This is a genomic window from Streptomyces lomondensis (assembly GCF_014651035.1).
In the GTDB taxonomy this organism is placed as follows: Bacteria; Actinomycetota; Actinomycetes; order Streptomycetales; family Streptomycetaceae; genus Streptomyces; species Streptomyces lomondensis.
Genome location: NZ_BMWC01000004.1, coordinates 55794 through 72092 on the forward strand (window position 1 = coordinate 55794; position 16299 = coordinate 72092).

The following is a 16299-nucleotide window of genomic DNA, read 5'->3' on the forward strand; positions in this document are numbered from 1 at the left end:
GAGTTCGGATTTCCTACTCACCGGTAGTCGTGGAGGCCCGCACATGCGTGACGCAGTGATCGTCGAAGCCGTACGCACCCCGATCGGCAAGGGCAAGCCCAACGGCGCCCTCGCGCACGTCCACCCCGTGGAGCTCCTCGCCCACACCCTGCGCACGCTCGTCGAGCGCTCCGGTGTCGACCCGGCGCTGATCGACGACGTCATCGGCGGCACCGTCGACCAGGTCGGCGAGCAGGCCATGAACACCACCCGCTACGCCGTGCTGTCCGCGGGCTTCCCGGAGTCGGTGCCCGCGACCACCGTGGACCGCCAGTGCGGCTCCTCCCAGCAGGCCGTGCACTTCGCGGCGCAGGGCGTCCTCTCGGGCGCGTACGACCTCGTCGTGGCGTGCGGGGTGGAGTCGATGAGCCGGGTGCCGATGTGGTCGAACGTGCCCGAAGGCAAGGACCCCTTCGGCCCCGGGGTCGCCGAGCGGTATCCGGAGGGGCTCGTCCCGCAGGGCATCAGCGCCGAACTGATCGCCGCCAAGTGGTCGATCGGGCGCGAGCAGATGGACGCCTTCGCGGTCTCCTCCCACCGGAAGGCCGCCGCGGCCTGGGAGAGCGGGCTCTTCGACGCCGAGGTCGCGCCCCTGGAGGGCGTCACGCGCGACGAGTGCGTACGGCCCGGCAGCACCACCGAGGTCCTCGCCGGGCTCAAGCCCGCCTACTACGACCCCGGCTTCGCCGAGCGCTTCCCGCAGATCGAGTGGAACGTCACGCCCGGCAACGCCAGCCCGATCAACGACGGCGCCTCGGCGGTGCTCATCACCTCCGGCGAGACGGCGGCCCGGCTCGGGCTGCGCCCGCTCGCCCGTCTGCACAGCTTCGCCGTCACCGGCTCCGACCCGCTGCTGATGCTCACGGGCGTCGTCCCGGCGACCGAGAAGGTCCTGCGGCGGGCGTCCCTGACCCTCGACGACATCGACCTGTTCGAGGTCAACGAGGCGTTCGCCAGTGTCGTCCTGGCCTGGCAGCAGGAGACCGGCGCCGACCTCGACCGGGTCAACGTGCACGGCGGCGCCATCGCGCTCGGCCATCCGCTGGGCGCGAGCGGCACCCGGCTGACGACGACGCTGGTGCACGCGATGCGGGAGAGGGGTGCCCGGTACGCGCTCCAGACGATGTGCGAGGCGGGCGGGCTCGCCAACGCCATGGTGCTGGAACGGGTATGAACCGGGAGGTAACGGTTCGTCAGAGCCGGCGCAGGTGGTGCCGCTTGCGCCAGGCCACCACCACGCCCGCCAACGCCGGCAGGGCGATGCAGGCCAGGGCGATCAGGAAGGCCGGGGACGTCGGCGTCGAGGCGCGGGCGCCGGCGACCACGTAGGCGGCGGTGTTCGGGATGGAACCGAGGCCCGTGGCCAGCAGGAACGGCAGCAGGCCCATACGGGAGACGGAAGCGCAGTAGTTCGCGGCCCAGAACGGCACGCCGGGGAACAGGCGCACCGCGAGCATCGAGCGGAAGCCGTGCCGGCTGAGCTGGCCGTCCGCCGCCTTCAGCCAGCGCCCGCGCAGCAGCGGCCGCAGGGCGTCCTGGCCCAGCGCCCGGCCCAGGCAGAAGGCGATCCCGGCACCGAGCACCGTGCCGGCCAGGGACACGCCGAGGCCCAGCTGCGAACCGAACAGCGCACCCGCCGCCAGGTTCAGCAGCGGACGCGGCACGAACGCCACGGTGCACACGCCGTACGCCACCGCGAACACCAGTGCCGCCATGGCCCCGCCGAGCTGCGGCGGCCAGCCCTGCGTCAGCAGCCGCTGCGGCTCGAACAGCAGCACCCCGCAGGCGCCCGCGGCGAGCAGGGCGACGAGCAGGGAGAGCCGCGACCACGGAGAGAGCAGAACTCTGGTGCAGCGAGCGGTGAAACCGGTGGGTGCGGCGGGCGAGGCGGTCGCTGCCGGGGAAGCGGCGACGGCGAGCTCCGCGGTGGTGGCCCGGGGAGAGGCCGTGGCGGTGCCCCCAGAGCGGGTGGTGGCATCGAGCATCCGGTGACACTAACCGACAAATGTGTGTGATCGCCGTATGGTTCGTCTCACGAGCGTCACAGACAGCCGTACGCCTGTCTGTACGCAGGGCGGAGGAAAACCGTTCGACGTGCGGTAAAGCGTCGGCAATGATCTGTCTCATGTTCCGGCACGCCTTCGCCCTCGCAGCATCCGTGGTCACGGATGCCCCGAAGGCTGCCGTCGCCGTTCTCACGGCCGTTTCCGACGGCGCCCGAAGCTGACCCTCTCCGGTTCGTCCGGCGGACCCCGCAAGGGGAGGGTCGGGCAGGTCCTCGGGGTCCCACTTCTTCTTCGTCGACCAGACGCTTCGAGGTACAGCCATGTCCAAGACGGCCTACGTCCGTACGAAACCGCATCTCAACATCGGCACCATGGGTCATGTCGACCACGGCAAGACCACCCTGACGGCCGCCATCACCAAGGTCCTCGCCGACCGCGGCAGCGGCGCGTTCGTGCCGTTCGACCGGATCGACCGGGCGCCCGAGGAGGCGGCGCGCGGCATCACCATCAACATCGCGCACGTCGAGTACGAGACCGACACCCGGCACTACGCGCACGTCGACATGCCGGGCCATGCCGACTACGTCAAGAACATGGTCACCGGCGCCGCGCAGCTCGACGGGGCGATCCTCGTCGTCTCCGCGCTCGACGGGATCATGCCGCAGACCGCCGAACACGTCCTGCTCGCCCGGCAGGTGGGCGTCGACCACATCGTCGTCGCCCTCAACAAGGCCGACGCGGGCGACGAGGAGCTGACCGACCTGGTCGAGCTGGAGGTCCGCGACCTGCTCACCGCGCACGGCTACGGCGGTGACTCCGTGCCCGTCGTACGGGTCTCGGGGCTGAAGGCGCTGCAGGGGGACCCGCGGTGGACGGCGTCGATCGAGGCGCTGCTCGACGCGGTGGACACGTACGTGCCGATGCCGGAGCGGTATGTGGACGCGCCGTTCCTGCTGTCGGTGGAGAACGTGCTGACCATCACCGGGCGGGGGACCGTGGTCACCGGTGCGGTGGAGCGGGGTGTGGTGCGGGTCGGGGACCGGGTCGAGGTGCTGGGGGCTCCGGTCGAGACGGTGGTCACCGGGCTGGAGACCTTCGGCAAGCCGATGGAGGAGGCGCAGGCCGGGGACAACGTGGCGCTGCTGCTGCGCGGGGTTCCGCGGGATGCCGTCCGGCGGGGGCATGCGGTGGCCGCGCCGGGGAGTGTGGTGCCGAGTCGTCGCTTCACGGCGCAGGTGTATGTGCTGTCCGCGCGGGAGGGCGGGCGGACGACGGCTGTCTCCAGTGGGTATCGGCCGCAGTTCTACATCCGGACGGCGGATGTGGTGGGGGTTGTCGACCTCGGTGAGGCGGCGGTGGCGCGGCCCGGGGAGACGGTGGTGATGACCGTCGAACTGGGGCGGGACGTGCCGTTGGAGGCGGGGCTCGGGTTCGCCATCCGTGAGGGTGGGCGGACTGTGGGGGCGGGGACCGTGTCCGTGGTGGGTTGACGTTGTGGGGGACTGCGGGGCCGTTGTGGCTGGTCGCGCAGTTCCCCGCGCCCCTTAAGGGCCTGCTGCACAAAGGCACAATGGAGGGGTGAAGGAAGCCATTCCCGTTGCACGAGCCGTCGATCACGGGTTCGCCAAGCTGATGCCCGACATCGACCGGGAGCGGGCCTGGCTGCTGACCGTGGACGGGGCGCCTCAGTCGTATGTCGATCTGGACGACCCGACGCACCTGGAGTTCGAGTACGCGCGGCGGCTCGGGCATGTGCTGGATGTGCTGGCCGAGCCGGGGGCCGCGCTGGACGTGGTGCATCTCGGGGGTGGGGCGCTCACGCTGCCCCGGTATGTGGCGGTGACGCGGCCGGGGTCCCGGCAGGACGTCGTCGAGGCCGACCAGGGGCTGCTGGAGCTGGTGGCCGAGCATCTGCCGTTGCCCGAGGGGGCTCGCGTCGCGCTGCACGCGGCGGACGCGCGGCGGTGGCTGGAGGACGCCGCCGGGGACTCGGCCGATGTGATCGTCGCCGATGTGTTCGGCGGATCGCGGGTTCCGGCGCATCTCACGTCCGTCGCCTATGTGCGGGAGGCCGCGCGGGTCCTGCGGGGGAGCGGGGTCTACCTCGCCAATCTCCCCGATGCGGCGCCGTTCGGCTTCCTGCGCTCCCAACTCGCCACGCTGGCCACCGCATTCGAGGAACTGGCGCTGATCGCCGAGCCGGGGGTGCTGCGGGGGCGGCGGTTCGGGAACGCGGTGCTCGTCGCCGGGCACGAGCCGGTCGACATCGCCGCGCTGACCCGGCTCACGGCTGCCGACGCCTTCCCGGCCCGGGTCGAACACGGTGCCGCGCTGCGGGAGTTCGTCGGTGTCGCGCGGCCGGTGCGGGACGAGGACGCCGTGCCGTCACCCGAGCCCCCCGACGGGGCGTTCGGTATCGGCTGAGTCGTGGCCGGCGGCCCCGCCCCAGGGGCACCGGGACGGCGAGTGCGGCCGTCCGGCCCGCGGTTCAGTCTCCGGTTCAGCCGCCGGTCGGCTCCCCGTGCAGCCGGACCGTGCTGAGGATCTTCATGATGGTCTCCTTGGGCACCTCGCCCTTGACGCCCTTGGCACCGAAGAAGCTCCACGCGACGAAATCGCCGGCCGAGTTCTTGAAGCCGAACGTGACCGCCTTGCCGTCGCTGGCGCACTTGCCCTTGTCGGGCGTGTTCTCCGACCAGGCCCAGGCGACGCTGCCCTTCACGCCCGAAGCGGTGGTGTAGGGCTTGGCCTTGTCGTCGGTCTTGACGCTCTTCTTGTCCGGCTGCGTGTAGCCGCCGAACACCCACCAGGCCACCTGGTTGACCGCGACCTCGTCCGTGTTCTTGGCGCCGTCGGCGCCCTTGGTGCCCGCGCCGGCCAGGGCCTCGGTCTCGGTCCTGCCGTCCTTGTCGTCGTCGCTCGTGCACCACTTGGACTTGTAGAACGCCGGTGCCGACATGATGATGAGCGGCTTGCCGTCGTCGGACTTCTCGTCCTCGAAGAAGACGGACGACGTCGGGGACGCCACCTCCCAGTCCGCCGGGACGTCGAAGGCCGTGCCCCACTTGGGGTTGATGACGACCTTCCAGCCCTTGACCGTGGGCTGCTCCTCCTCGCCGCCGCGGGGGTTGTCGCCCGTCGCGGGCGCGCTCGGCTCCGAGGCCGACGGGCTCACCGACGCCTTGTCGCTCTTGCCGCCGCCGTCCGCGGTGTCGTCCTTGTCGCCGCCCAGCACCAGGAAGCCGGTGACGCCGGCCGCCACGACCACCGCCGTCGCGGCGATGATCGCGACCAGCTTCGTCCGGTTGCCGCCGCCACCGCCCGGCGGGGGCTGCGGCGCGCCGGCCGGCGCGGGGGCGCCCCACTGCGGCTGCGGCGGCTGCTGCGGCGGCTGCCCATAGGGGTGGGGCTGCTGGTACCCCGGCTGCTGATACGGATTCGGCTGCTGGTACCCCGGCTGCTGGTACGGGTTGTTCGCTTGCGGGTTCTGCTCGCCCCCGGGCGGCTGCTGTCCTGGCCACATGGGCAGCAACCCTAGCCGCGCTCCGGACACGATTCGGTCACCGCTCGTGGACGGAGACGTAGCAACGCAGGGACGGGACGGAGCCAACCGGCGTGCCGGGGGCGGCACGGAGTCGAACCGGCGTGCCGCGGACCCGTGCGGCGGTCGTCACACCGGCCTGGCCAGCCGTCTCTACTCGTGAGTAACATGCGGCCATGAGCGCAGACCAGATGTCCATCGGCGAGATGCTCGCCGCCACGGTGCCCATGGCCCGGACCCTGAACCTCGAGTTCCTGGAGACCACGCCGGAGCGGGCCGTGGTGTCGCTGCCGGACCAGAGCGAGTACCACAACCACGTGGGCGGCCCGCACGCCGGTGCGATGTTCACGCTCGGGGAGTCCGCGAGCGGGGCGATCGTGCTGGCCGCGTTCGGGGACCAGCTCTCGCGGGCCGTGCCGCTCGCCGTCAGCGCCGAGATCTCCTACAAGAAGCTGGCGATGGGCGCCGTCACCGCCACCGCCACGCTCGGCCGCCCGGCCGCCGAGGTCGTCGCGGAACTGGACGCCGGTGAACGGCCCGAGTTCCCGGTGGCCATCGCCATCCAGCGGGCGGACGGCGCCGTCACCGGCGAGATGACCGTGGTGTGGACGCTGCGTCCCAACGGCTGATCCGCCCGATGCGTGAGCGGTGCCCCGGCCACGTGCCGGGGCCCTCGCGCGTCAGGCCGCGATGTCCCGCCGCGAGGGGAGCGCGTCGCCCAACTCCGCGACGAACCCCTTGAGCCACGCCACGAACTCCGGCCCCAGATCGGGGCGTTCACAGGCCAGCCGCACCACCGTGCGCAGATAGTCGGCCTTGTCGCCGGTGTCGTAGCGCCGGCCCTTGAAGACGACTCCGTGCACCGTGCCGCCCGCGGCCAGTTCCTGGAGGGCGTCGGTCAGCTGGATCTCGCCGCCCCGGCCCGGCGGGGTGCGCTCCAGGACGCCGAAGACGGCCGGGTCGAGGACGTAGCGGCCGATGACGGCGTAACGGCTCGGCGCGGTGTGCGGGGCCGGCTTCTCGACCAGGCCGGTGACGCGGACGACGTCCTCTTCGCCGGCCGGCTCGACGGCGGCGCAGCCGTAGAGGTGGATCTGCTCGGGCGGGACTTCCATCAGGGCGACCACGCTGCCGAGCCGGCGCTCGCGGACGTCGAGCATCCGGCTGAGCAGCGTCTCGCGCGGGTCGATCAGGTCGTCGCCGAGGAGGACCGCGAAGGGCTGGTCGCCGACGTGCCGGCGGGCGCAGAGCACGGCGTGGCCGAGGCCGAGCGGGTCGCCCTGCCGGATGTGGTGGATGCTCGCCAGCCGCGCCGGGTCGCGCACCGCGTCCAGCCGCACGGTGTCTCCCTTGGCCGTGAGGGCCTGTTCCAGTTCGAAGGCGTGGTCGAAGTGGTCCTCGAGGGCCCGCTTGTGCCGGCCCGTGACCATCAGGACGTCGTCGAGTCCCGCCGCTGCCGCCTCCTCGACGACGTACTGGATGGCCGGCTTGTCGACGACCGGCAGCATCTCCTTGGGGGTCGCCTTCGTGGCTGGCAGGAAGCGGGTGCCGAGACCGGCGGCCGGGACGACCGCCTTGCGGACGGAGCGGGCGGCGGAAGCGTCGGAAGGGTGGGGGGCGCTCATGCGGCCCATGCTGGCGGGCGGAGCTGGGAGTGCGCCGAGAGCCGCATGCGAGAGCGCTGTGGAGGAGGAGATTTCGTGCACCAATCGCCCTTGTTCACACACAACTTGGCGCGCTGAGCGGCAGCTTTTCGAAAGCCGGTGCGGATACCGACGGTAACAGATCTGAATTCCCCGCGTTTTGAACTTGGGTCATCCGAACTCCTTGTTACCTGTGAGTCGTATGTGCGAAAGTGAGCCGCCTCACAGCCGAGTCCGCAGTTGACACGGCCCAGGTATGCACCAATCACGCACCTGCTTTCCGACGGACGCGCAATTCGCATGCCGTCCTGCGGCTGGAAGGAAATGGTTCCGTGCAATCCCGCTACCCCCCACGCCCGCCGTACCCGCCGCGCCCCGGAGCGAGGCCCGCGGAGTCCGACCGCAATCTCCTCGCCCGGGTCGGCGAGCCCGGTGAAGGCCCGCGTGCCGTCGCGCTGTTGCTGGCGCGGCACTGGCGGGCGGTCTACGAGTACGCAGTGATCTGTCTGGCCTCCTCGGCGGATTCCGCGTCGATGGCTGCCGCCGCCGCGTTCCGCCGGGAACTCGCCCGGCCGGGCGGCGGCGCCCTGCGTCCGCGGCTGCTCGCGGCCGTGCGGGACACGGTCGGGGAGTGGGCGGCCGACGACGGTATTTCCGGAGTGCTGCCGGAACTCCGCAAAACCGTCGGCGCCCGCGGTCTGCGCGCCGCCCGGTCCGTGACACCCGAAAGGCGACGCCTCGCCGAGCGTGCATTCCGGGCCCTTCCGGGGGCTTCCCAATGCCTGCTCTGGCACACGGAGGTGGAGGCCGAGCCCCTATCCGTACCGGCCGGTCTGCTGGGGGTGGACGCCGGTACCGCGTCGACCGCGCTGGAGCAGGCGCGCGAGCAATTCCGGGCCGGGTGCGTACGGGCGCACCGGGAACTCGCGCCGACGCGGGAATGCCGCTTCTACAACCGCCTGCTGGACGTTCCGATGCGCCGCGGCGGGGCCTTGCTGCCGGATGTGCAACGGCATCTCATGGCCTGTCGCTACTGCCGGCACGCCGCCGAGCAACTCAGCCATTTCGAGGGCGGTTTGGAGGACCTGCTCGCCGAAACCGTGCTCGGCTGGGGCGCCCGCCGCTACCTCGCGTCACGGCCGGGCCGCGACGAGGGCGGGAGCGCCCTGCCCGTCGGCGGCCGCCATCGCCTCCAGGCCCGTGCGCTGCCGGCGGGCGGCCGGTCCGGGCAGCCGAGACGGCACGCGAAGGCGCTGGCCGCCGCGGTCGGGGTGACCTCCCTCGTGCTGCTCGCGACGCTGCTCGCCGCCCGGGGCTGGTCGGAGGAGGGCGGTACGACCGGCCCGCAGGCCACCTGGGGAGCGGTCAGCGGCCACTCCGTCGACCCGGACGCCGTGGGTTCCTCGTCCACGGAGTCGTCCGCGGCCGGTGCCCCCGCGGCCGCCTCCGCGGGCGGTCCCGCCGAAGTGGCCCGTGGGCGGCTGCGCAACCTCGACGCCGGGCTCTGCCTCGACGTCCGGGGCCGGGCCGACGCCCGCGTCGTGCTCACCGCCTGCTCCGCCGGCTCCCCGCAGTGGTCGTACCAGGACGACGGCCTGCTGCGCAGCGCCGCCGACCCCACCCGCTGCCTCGGCTCCGACCCCGCCGACGGCTCGGTCGTCCTGGCCGGCTGCCTGGTGCACGCCGGGGTCGTGCGCTACGACCTGACCGTGCGCGGCGAACTCCTGCCCCGCGCCGGCAAGGGACTGGCCGTCGCCGCCGGCAAGGGCCGGGACGTGATCGTCACCGGGCGCGACGGCTCCGAGGCCCAACGCTGGGCGCTGGAACCGGTGACCGCCGTGGCCGCCCCCGAGGGCGCGGGACCGTCCCGGGAGAAGCGCGCCGAGGACGCCCCTCGGGAGAGCCGGCGCGAGCAGCGGGGCCCGGACGACCACGCCCCGCCCGGGCACCGGCCCGGGCCGCCGCGGACCACGCCCGAGGCACCGCCGCCCGAGCGCTCCGGGACGCGGTTCGCGCAGGCGGGGTGCTGCGGTGAGGCCGAGCCGGAGCCGGCCCACGCCGACACGGGCGCGTCCGGCACCGATGCCCTCGCTCCCGCGACGGACATGGTGACCGACGCCGTGTCGACGCTCCACACTGCGGCGTTGCGGTAGGGCCGCGGGGCGGCGGCGGGGCACAGGCCACGGCCTCCGGCCATGGCTCCGGGCCACCCGGCGACGCCCTGCCCCGATGCGACGCCCTGCCCCGATGCGGGACCCTGGCCCGGTGGCCCGGTGGCCCGGTGGCCCGGTGGCCCGGTGGCCGGGTGGCTCGGTGGCTCGGTGGCTCGGTGGCCGGGTGGCTCGGTGGCCCGGTGGCCCGATGGCCCGATGGCCCGATGGCCGGGTGGCCCGGGTGGCACCCTGGCCGGGTGGCCGGGTGGCCGGGTGGCCGGGTGGCCGGGTGGCCGGGTGGCCGGGTGGCCGGGTGGCCCGGGTGGCCCGGTGGCCCGCCGGCGCGAGCTGCGGCTGGCGGCCCCGCCCCCGCTGCCTCGCCGCCACATGGCCCCGACCCCCGTGTCACCCGGCCAGGTGACACGCCGTCGATGCCCGGGAAGAGGTTCACCCGCCCTGCCGGTGGTGTCCGGCGGGGCGGCAAGACGGGCCTGGCGCATAGTGCGTTCCATGACCGACACCGCGCCCCGATTCCCCCGGCGATTCCCCCGGCGCTCCGCCCTGCGTCTGCTCGGCGGAGCGGTCGCCGTCGCCGCGGCGGCCGCCGGGGGGCTCACCCCGCCGTCCCGTGCTCACGCGCGGGGCGGTCACACCCCGGGCGCCGGCGCCGGCGCACGCGTCGAGGCGCTGCTCGCCCGGCTCACCCGCGACGAGAAGATCTCCCTGCTGCACGGCGCCACCGACCTGCACCCGCTCGGCCAGGCGGGCTACGTGCCCGGGGTGGAGCGCCTCGGCATCCCGCCGCTGCGCCTCGCCGACGGCCCGGCCGGTGTCCGCGTCACCCGGCACGCCACGGCCCTGCCCGCCCCCGTCCTGCTGGCCTCCGCCTTCGACCCCGGCCTGGCCCGCCGCTACGGCCAGGTCATAGGACGGGAGGGCCGCGCCCTCGGCCAGGACGTGCTGCTGTCCCCGATGGTCAACCTCATCCGCACCCCGTACGCCGGCCGCAACTTCGAGACCTTCAGCGAGGATCCAGTGCTCTCCGCCCACCTGGTCGCCGCCGAGATCGAGGGCATCCAGGGCGAGGGACTCATCGCGACCGTCAAGCACTTCGCGCTGAACAACCAGGAGCGCGACCGTATGTCGGTCGACGTGCGCGTCGACGAGCGGACCCTGCACGAGACGGAGCTGCGCGGCTTCGAGGCGGCCGTCGCCGCCGGCACCGGCGCGGTCATGGGCGCGTACAACAAGGTCAACGGCACCTTCGCCTGCGAGAACGAGGCGCTGCTCACCGGCGTGCTGCGCGAGCGGTGGGGCTTCACCGGCTGGGTGATGAGCGACTGGTCGGCCGCGCACAGCACGCGCGGGGCGCTCCTCGCGGGCCTCGACATGGAGATGCCCGACGGCACCCACTTCGGCACGGCACTCGCCTCGGCCGTACGGGACGGCACCGTGCCCGAGCGGTACGTCGACCGGGCCGTCCGCCGCGTCCTGGGCGTCATGGACCGCTTCGGGCTGCTCGACGGCACCGCCCCGCACCGCCGGGACCGTGACGCGAAGGCCGGCGCGGCCGTCGCACGCGAGGTCGCCGAGGCGGGTGCCGTCCTCCTGCGCAACGAGCACGGCACCCTGCCCCTGGCCGGCGCCGGAAGCGTGGCGGTGATCGGGCCGACCGGCGCCCGGCCCCTGGTCAGCGGCGGCGGCAGCGCCCACGTCGTGCCCGAGCACGCCGACAGCCCCCTCGACGCCATCCGCTCGCGGGCCGCACGGGTGACCTACGCACTCGGCGAGGACGTCTTCGGCAAGCCCGTCCCGGCGAGCGCGCTCGACCCCGCCTTCGACACCGAGGCCCAGCGCGTCGAGGCCGGCCGGACCTGGACCTACGACGGCACCCTCACCGTCACCGAAGCCGAAGCCGAAGCCGAGGTTGAGGACTGGACCTTCGTCCTGCACTATTCCGGCCCGCCCCCGCTCCGCCCGAAGGTCCGCCTCGACGGCGAGGAGCTTTTCCCGCTGATGCCCGGCTGGAACGAGTACTTCATGGGCGGCCTGCTCACGCACGCGGACGACGGCCTGTCCGTGCGCCGCAAAACCCTGAGACTCACCAGGGGCCCGCACCGGCTGTCGATCACCGCGCGGGGCGGCGACGCCGGTGGGCTGTTCCGGCTGCGCCGCATCACGGACGCGACCCGGGCCGGCGATGTCGCCGAGGCCGTACGGTCCGCCCGGTCCGCCCGGGACGTCGTCCTCTTCGCCTACGAGGACGCCATCGAGGGCCAGGACCGCACGACGATCGCCCTCCCCGGCAACCAGGAGCGGCTGATCGAGGCCGTGACGGCGGCCAACCCGCGCACCACCGTCGTCCTCAACACCTCGTCCGCCACCTCGATGCCGTGGCTGGAGCGCACCGGGGCCGTGCTCCAGATGTACTACCCGGGCCAGGAGGGCGCCGCCGCCACCGCCGCCGTCCTGTACGGCGAGTGCGACCCCGGCGGCCGCCTCACCCAGAGCTTCCCCACCGACGACGACCACCACCCCGTGGCCGGCGACCCGCGCCGCTACCCGGGCGTGGCCGGGACGGAGGAGTACACGGAGGGCATTCACGTCGGCCACCGCTGGTACGACGCCGAGGACGTGCGGCCGCTGTTCCCCTTCGGCCACGGGCTGTCCTACACGTCCTTCGCCTATACGGACCCGGACGCGCACTGGACGCCCGACGGCCTCGACGTCGCCTTCACGGTCCGCAACACCGGCCCGCGCGACGGCGTGGACGTGCCGCAGGTGTACGCGGGGCCCTCCCCGGACCTCCCGCTCGACCAGCCGGTTCGCGTGCTGGCCGGATACCGGCGGCTCGCGCTGCGGGCGCGGGAGGAACGGCGTATCACCGTACGGGTCGAGCCGCGGACCCTGTCCTCCTGGGACCCGGGGGTCCACGACTGGGTGCTCGGCACCGGCCCGCGCACCCTGTGGATCGGGGCGTCGTCCCGGGATCTGCGGCTGCGGACGAGCGTTCGGGTGGGCGGCTGACCGGCGCGCACCCGACAGCAGGGTGACGCACGGCCGAGAGGCGCCGGGCATCGAACCGGAACAGACTGGTACTCCTCCTGAGGCCGCCGCAGAACCCAGGGAGTCACCCATGCCCGAGGCCCCGCGCCAGGACAGCCCGACCGCACCGACCGACGAGGAACTGCGCGCGCTGGACGCCCACTGGCGGGCCGCCAACTACCTGGCGGCCGGTCAGATCTATCTGCTGGCGAACCCGCTGCTGACCGAGCCGCTGCGGCCCGACCACATCAAGCCGCGGCTGCTGGGGCACTGGGGCACCTCGCCCGGGCTGAACCTCGTGTACACGCACCTCAACCGCGTGATCAAGGCGCGCGAGCTGGACGCCCTGTGCATCTGGGGCCCGGGGCACGGCGGGCCGTCGGTCCTCGCCAACTCCTGGCTGGAGGGCAGCTACAGCGAGAAGTACCCGGACGTGACGCGGGACGCGCAGGGCATGGAGCTGCTGCTGCGGCAGTTCTCGTTCCCTGGCGGCGTGCCCAGCCACGTCGCCCCGGAGGTCCCCGGCTCGATCCACGAGGGCGGCGAACTCGGCTACTCCCTGGCCCACGCCTACGGCGCCGCCCTGGACCACCCGGGCCTGCTGGCCGCCTGCGTGATCGGCGACGGCGAGGCGGAGACCGGCCCGCTCGCCGGGTCCTGGCACGCCAACAAGTTCCTCGACCCCGTCCACGACGGCGCCGTCCTGCCGATCCTGCACCTCAACGGCTACAAGATCGCCAATCCGACCGTGCTGTCCCGTCTGCCCCGGGAGGAGCTCGACGCGCTCCTGCGCGGCTACGGCCACGACCCGATCCACGTCGCCGGTGACGATCCGGCCACCGTCCACCGCGCCATGGCCGAGGCGATGGACACCGCCCTCGACCGCATCACCGAGGCCCAGCGCGCCGCCCGCGAGGAGGGCGCGACCGAGCGCCCGCACTGGCCGGTGATCGTGCTGCGCACCCCGAAGGGCTGGACCGGCCCCGCCGAGGTCGACGGCGAGCCCGTGGAGAACACCTGGCGCGCCCATCAGGTGCCGCTGTCGGGCGTCCGCGACAACCCCGACCATCTGCGGCAACTGGAGGCGTGGCTGCGCTCGTACCGGCCCGAGGAACTGTTCGACGCCCAGGGCCGCCCGGTCGCCGACGTCCTCGCCTGCGTTCCCGAGGGCAGCAGGCGGCTCGGCGCCACCCCCTACGCCAACGGCGGACTGCTCGTGCGCGACCTGCCGGTCCCGTCCCTGGACGACTTCGCCGTCCCCGTCGACAAGCCGGGCACGACGACGCACGAGCCCACCCGCGTCCTCGGCGACCTGCTCGCCCGGGTCATGCGGGACACCGCCGACCGCCGCGACTTCCGCCTGGTCGGCCCGGACGAGACCGCCTCCAACCGGCTCCAGGCCGTCTTCGACGCCAGCGGAAAGACCTGGCAGGCCGAGACACTCGACGTCGACGAGCACCTGGACCGGCACGGCCGGGTGATGGAGGTCCTCTCCGAACACCTCTGCCAGGGCTGGCTGGAGGGCTACCTCCTCACCGGCCGGCACGGGCTGTTCTCCTGCTACGAGGCCTTCGTGCACATCGTCGACTCCATGGTCAACCAGCACATCAAGTGGCTGCGCACCTCCCGCCGGCTGCCGTGGCGGGTCCCCATCGCCTCCCTCAACTACCTGCTGACCTCCCACGTGTGGCGGCAGGACCACAACGGCTTCTCCCACCAGGACCCCGGCTTCGTCGACCACGTCCTCAACAAGAGCCCCGAGGTCGTCCGGGTCTACCTCCCGCCGGACGCCAACACCCTGCTGTCCGTCGCGGACCACGCCCTGCGCAGCCGCGACTACGTCAACGTGATCGTGGCCGGCAAGCAGCCCTGCTTCGACTGGCTGTCGATGGACGAGGCCCGGGTGCACTGCGCCCGCGGCGCCGGCATCTGGGAGTGGGCGGGCACCGAGGACGGCAGCGAGCCCGACGTCGTCCTGGCCTGCGCGGGCGACGTGCCCACCCAGGAGACCCTGGCCGCCGCGCACCTGCTCCGCCGGTACCTGCCCGAGCTGGCGGTCCGCGTGGTCAACGTCGTCGACCTGGCCCGGCTGCTGCCCCGCGAGGAGCACCCGCACGGCATGAACGACTTCGAGTACGACGGCCTCTTCACCACCGACAAGCCGGTGATCTTCGCCTACCACGGCTACCCGTGGCTGATCCACCGCCTCGCCTACCGCCGCACCGGCCACCAGCACCTGCACGTGCGCGGCTACAAGGAGGCCGGCACCACCACCACGCCGTTCGACATGGTCGTCCGCAACGACCTCGACCGCTACCGCCTCGTCATGGACGTCATCGACCGCGTCCCGGGCCTGGCGGTGCGCGCCACGGCCGTACGCCAGCGGATGGCCGACGCCCGCACCCGCCACCACGCCTGGATCCGCGAGCACGGCACGGACCTGCCCGAAGTCGCCGAGTGGAGCTGGAACGCCTGAGCCGCGAGGGGCGTCCTATGACCCGGTAGGCTTCCCGTGCTCGCAGGGAAGCACAGGGAAAGGATCCGGCGTTGCACGTCCAGGAGTGGCTCGAAACCGTACCCGCGGTCGCCGTCTACGCGCTGGTGGGAGTGGTCATCGGCCTGGAGAGCCTGGGCATTCCGCTGCCGGGCGAGATCATCCTCGTCTCGTCCGCGCTGCTCGCCTCCCAGCACGGCGACATCGACCCCGTCGTCCTGGGCGCCAGCGCCACGGCCGGCGCGATCATCGGCGACTCCATCGGCTACGCCATCGGCCGCAAGGGCGGGCGGCCCCTGCTGGCCTGGCTGGGCGGGAAGTTCCCCAAGCACTTCAGCGAGGGCCACATCGCCACCGCGGAGCGCTCCTTCGAGAAGTGGGGCATGTGGGCCGTCTTCTTCGGCCGCTTCGTCGCCCTGCTCCGCATCTTCGCGGGCCCCCTCGCCGGTGTGCTGCGCATGCCGTACTGGAAGTTCCTCATCGCCAACGTCCTCGGCGGCATCGTCTGGGCGGGCGGCACGACGGCGGTCATCTACTACGTCGGCATCGTCGCCGAGTCCTGGCTGAAGCGCTTCTCGTGGCTGGGCCTGGTGGCGGCGGTCCTCGTCGGCCTGACGTCCATGCTGGTACTCAAGCGCAAGGCGAAGAAGGCGGGGCAGAACCTGGAAGCGGCAGAACCGCAGGTTCCTTAGGGGCGCGGGGAACTGCGCGACCAGCCCCCACGAACCCGCACCCGCCGAACAACCTACGCATGCACCTCACGATGCGCCTGCGCCAACTCGGCGTACATCCCGCCGTTGAGGGTGATGCCCTGCCGCTCTTCCTCTGTAAGAGGCCGCTTTACCTTGGCCGGCACACCCGCGACGAGCGACCCCGGCGGCACCACCATCCCCTGCGGCACCAAGGCCTGCGCGGCGACCAGCGACCCGGCCCCGATGACGGCCCCGTTCAACACGGTCGCCCCCATCCCGATCAGGCAGTCGTCCTCGACGGTCGCCCCGTGCACCACCGCGTTGTGCCCGATACTGACCCGCTCACCCACGCTCACCGGAAACCCCGGGTCGGCGTGGAGCGTGCAGTTGTCCTGCACGTTGCTGCTCGCCCCCACCGAGATCGACTCGACGTCCCCGCGCAGCACGGCCCCGTACCAGACACTCGCGCCGACGCCCAGCGTCACGCTCCCGATCACCGACGCCGTGGGCGCCACGAACGCCGTCTCGTCGATCTCCGGCTCCCGGCCGCCGATCCCGGTGATCATCGCCCGCTGTCCCATGTCCGCCTCCACAACGTCGTCGACAACGCGCAAACCGTACGCCACTCGATGGGGCGAAGATCACAGGCCTCCGACGCCGCGTGACGAGCTACCGCTGAGTACGGT

Annotated in this window: 12 protein-coding genes; 8 read left to right on the top strand and 4 right to left on the bottom strand. The window is 72.9% G+C overall.

Going from position 1 to position 16299, the window contains the following annotated elements; genetic code table 11:
- Positions 1–43 precede the first annotated feature (43 nt).
- Positions 44–1213, top strand: coding sequence for a thiolase family protein (locus IE255_RS15390; RefSeq protein WP_190050824.1), 1170 nt, complete (start codon positions 44–46; stop codon positions 1211–1213).
- 19 nt (positions 1214–1232) lie between these two features.
- Here IE255_RS15390 and IE255_RS15395 read toward each other — a convergent pair whose 3' ends face one another.
- Positions 1233–2024, bottom strand: a complete 792-nt coding sequence (locus IE255_RS15395; protein ID WP_190050825.1) for a TVP38/TMEM64 family protein — start codon at positions 2022–2024, stop codon at positions 1233–1235.
- A 341-nt stretch (positions 2025–2365) separates the two neighbouring features.
- Between IE255_RS15395 and tuf the strand changes: the two genes are divergently transcribed.
- Positions 2366–3535 (top strand): elongation factor Tu, encoded by a 1170-nt coding sequence (gene tuf / locus IE255_RS15400; protein WP_190050826.1) that lies wholly within the window; start codon positions 2366–2368, stop codon positions 3533–3535.
- Positions 3536–3623: 88 nt separating this feature from the next.
- On the top strand, positions 3624–4469 hold the full coding sequence (locus tag IE255_RS15405; RefSeq protein ID WP_190050827.1) for a spermidine synthase: 846 nt from the start codon (positions 3624–3626) through the stop codon (positions 4467–4469).
- A gap of 76 nt (positions 4470–4545) precedes the next feature.
- Here the strand turns inward: IE255_RS15405 and IE255_RS15410 are convergent, their stop codons facing one another.
- Positions 4546–5568: a DUF8017 domain-containing protein gene (locus tag IE255_RS15410; RefSeq protein ID WP_190050828.1), complete on the bottom strand. Its 1023-nt coding sequence runs from the start codon at positions 5566–5568 to the stop codon at positions 4546–4548.
- A gap of 194 nt (positions 5569–5762) precedes the next feature.
- Between IE255_RS15410 and IE255_RS15415 the strand changes: the two genes are divergently transcribed.
- The gene (locus tag IE255_RS15415) at positions 5763–6215 is read left to right on the top strand and encodes a DUF4442 domain-containing protein (RefSeq protein ID WP_190050829.1); all 453 of its coding nucleotides are present in this window, start codon (positions 5763–5765) and stop codon (positions 6213–6215) included.
- 51 nt (positions 6216–6266) lie between these two features.
- On the opposite strand, the gene galU is transcribed toward IE255_RS15415, so the two are convergent.
- The gene (gene galU, locus IE255_RS15420; RefSeq protein WP_372487547.1) at positions 6267–7211 is read right to left on the bottom strand and encodes a UTP--glucose-1-phosphate uridylyltransferase GalU; all 945 of its coding nucleotides are present in this window, start codon (positions 7209–7211) and stop codon (positions 6267–6269) included.
- A 350-nt stretch (positions 7212–7561) separates the two neighbouring features.
- Here galU and IE255_RS15425 point away from each other — a divergent pair, with 350 nt between their 5' ends.
- From IE255_RS15425 to IE255_RS15440, 4 genes are all read left to right on the top strand, one after another.
- Entirely contained in the window at positions 7562–9382 is a 1821-nt protein-coding gene (locus IE255_RS15425) for an RICIN domain-containing protein (RefSeq protein WP_229906424.1), read from the top strand.
- Between the two features lie 510 nt (positions 9383–9892).
- On the top strand, positions 9893–12409 hold the full coding sequence (locus tag IE255_RS15430; protein WP_190050831.1) for a beta-glucosidase family protein: 2517 nt from the start codon (positions 9893–9895) through the stop codon (positions 12407–12409).
- A 109-nt stretch (positions 12410–12518) separates the two neighbouring features.
- Positions 12519–14903 carry a phosphoketolase family protein gene (locus tag IE255_RS15435; RefSeq protein WP_190050832.1) on the top strand — a complete coding sequence of 795 codons (2385 nt, stop codon included), beginning with the start codon at positions 12519–12521 and terminating at the stop codon, positions 14901–14903.
- 71 nt (positions 14904–14974) lie between these two features.
- Positions 14975–15613, top strand: a complete 639-nt coding sequence (locus IE255_RS15440) for a DedA family protein (RefSeq protein WP_190050833.1) — start codon at positions 14975–14977, stop codon at positions 15611–15613.
- A 53-nt stretch (positions 15614–15666) separates the two neighbouring features.
- Here the strand turns inward: IE255_RS15440 and IE255_RS15445 are convergent, their stop codons facing one another.
- Positions 15667–16194: a gamma carbonic anhydrase family protein gene (locus IE255_RS15445; protein WP_190050834.1), complete on the bottom strand. Its 528-nt coding sequence runs from the start codon at positions 16192–16194 to the stop codon at positions 15667–15669.
- Between the last annotated feature and the right edge of the window lie 105 nt (positions 16195–16299).

What these genes read in the sequence shown, in the direction of transcription:
- IE255_RS15390 (WP_190050824.1), top strand. Translation starts at nt 44, where the DNA reads ATGCGTGACGCAGTGATCGTCGAAGCCGTACGCACCCCGATCGGCAAG.
- IE255_RS15395 (WP_190050825.1), bottom strand. Translation starts at nt 2,024, where the DNA reads ATGCTCGATGCCACCACCCGCTCTGGGGGCACCGCCACGGCCTCTCCC.
- tuf (WP_190050826.1), top strand. Translation starts at nt 2,366, where the DNA reads ATGTCCAAGACGGCCTACGTCCGTACGAAACCGCATCTCAACATCGGC.
- IE255_RS15410 (WP_190050828.1), bottom strand. Translation starts at nt 5,568, where the DNA reads ATGTGGCCAGGACAGCAGCCGCCCGGGGGCGAGCAGAACCCGCAAGCG.
- IE255_RS15415 (WP_190050829.1), top strand. Translation starts at nt 5,763, where the DNA reads ATGAGCGCAGACCAGATGTCCATCGGCGAGATGCTCGCCGCCACGGTG.
- galU (WP_372487547.1), bottom strand. Translation starts at nt 7,211, where the DNA reads ATGAGCGCCCCCCACCCTTCCGACGCTTCCGCCGCCCGCTCCGTCCGC.
- IE255_RS15430 (WP_190050831.1), top strand. Translation starts at nt 9,893, where the DNA reads ATGACCGACACCGCGCCCCGATTCCCCCGGCGATTCCCCCGGCGCTCC.
- IE255_RS15435 (WP_190050832.1), top strand. Translation starts at nt 12,519, where the DNA reads ATGCCCGAGGCCCCGCGCCAGGACAGCCCGACCGCACCGACCGACGAG.
- IE255_RS15445 (WP_190050834.1), bottom strand. Translation starts at nt 16,194, where the DNA reads ATGGGACAGCGGGCGATGATCACCGGGATCGGCGGCCGGGAGCCGGAG.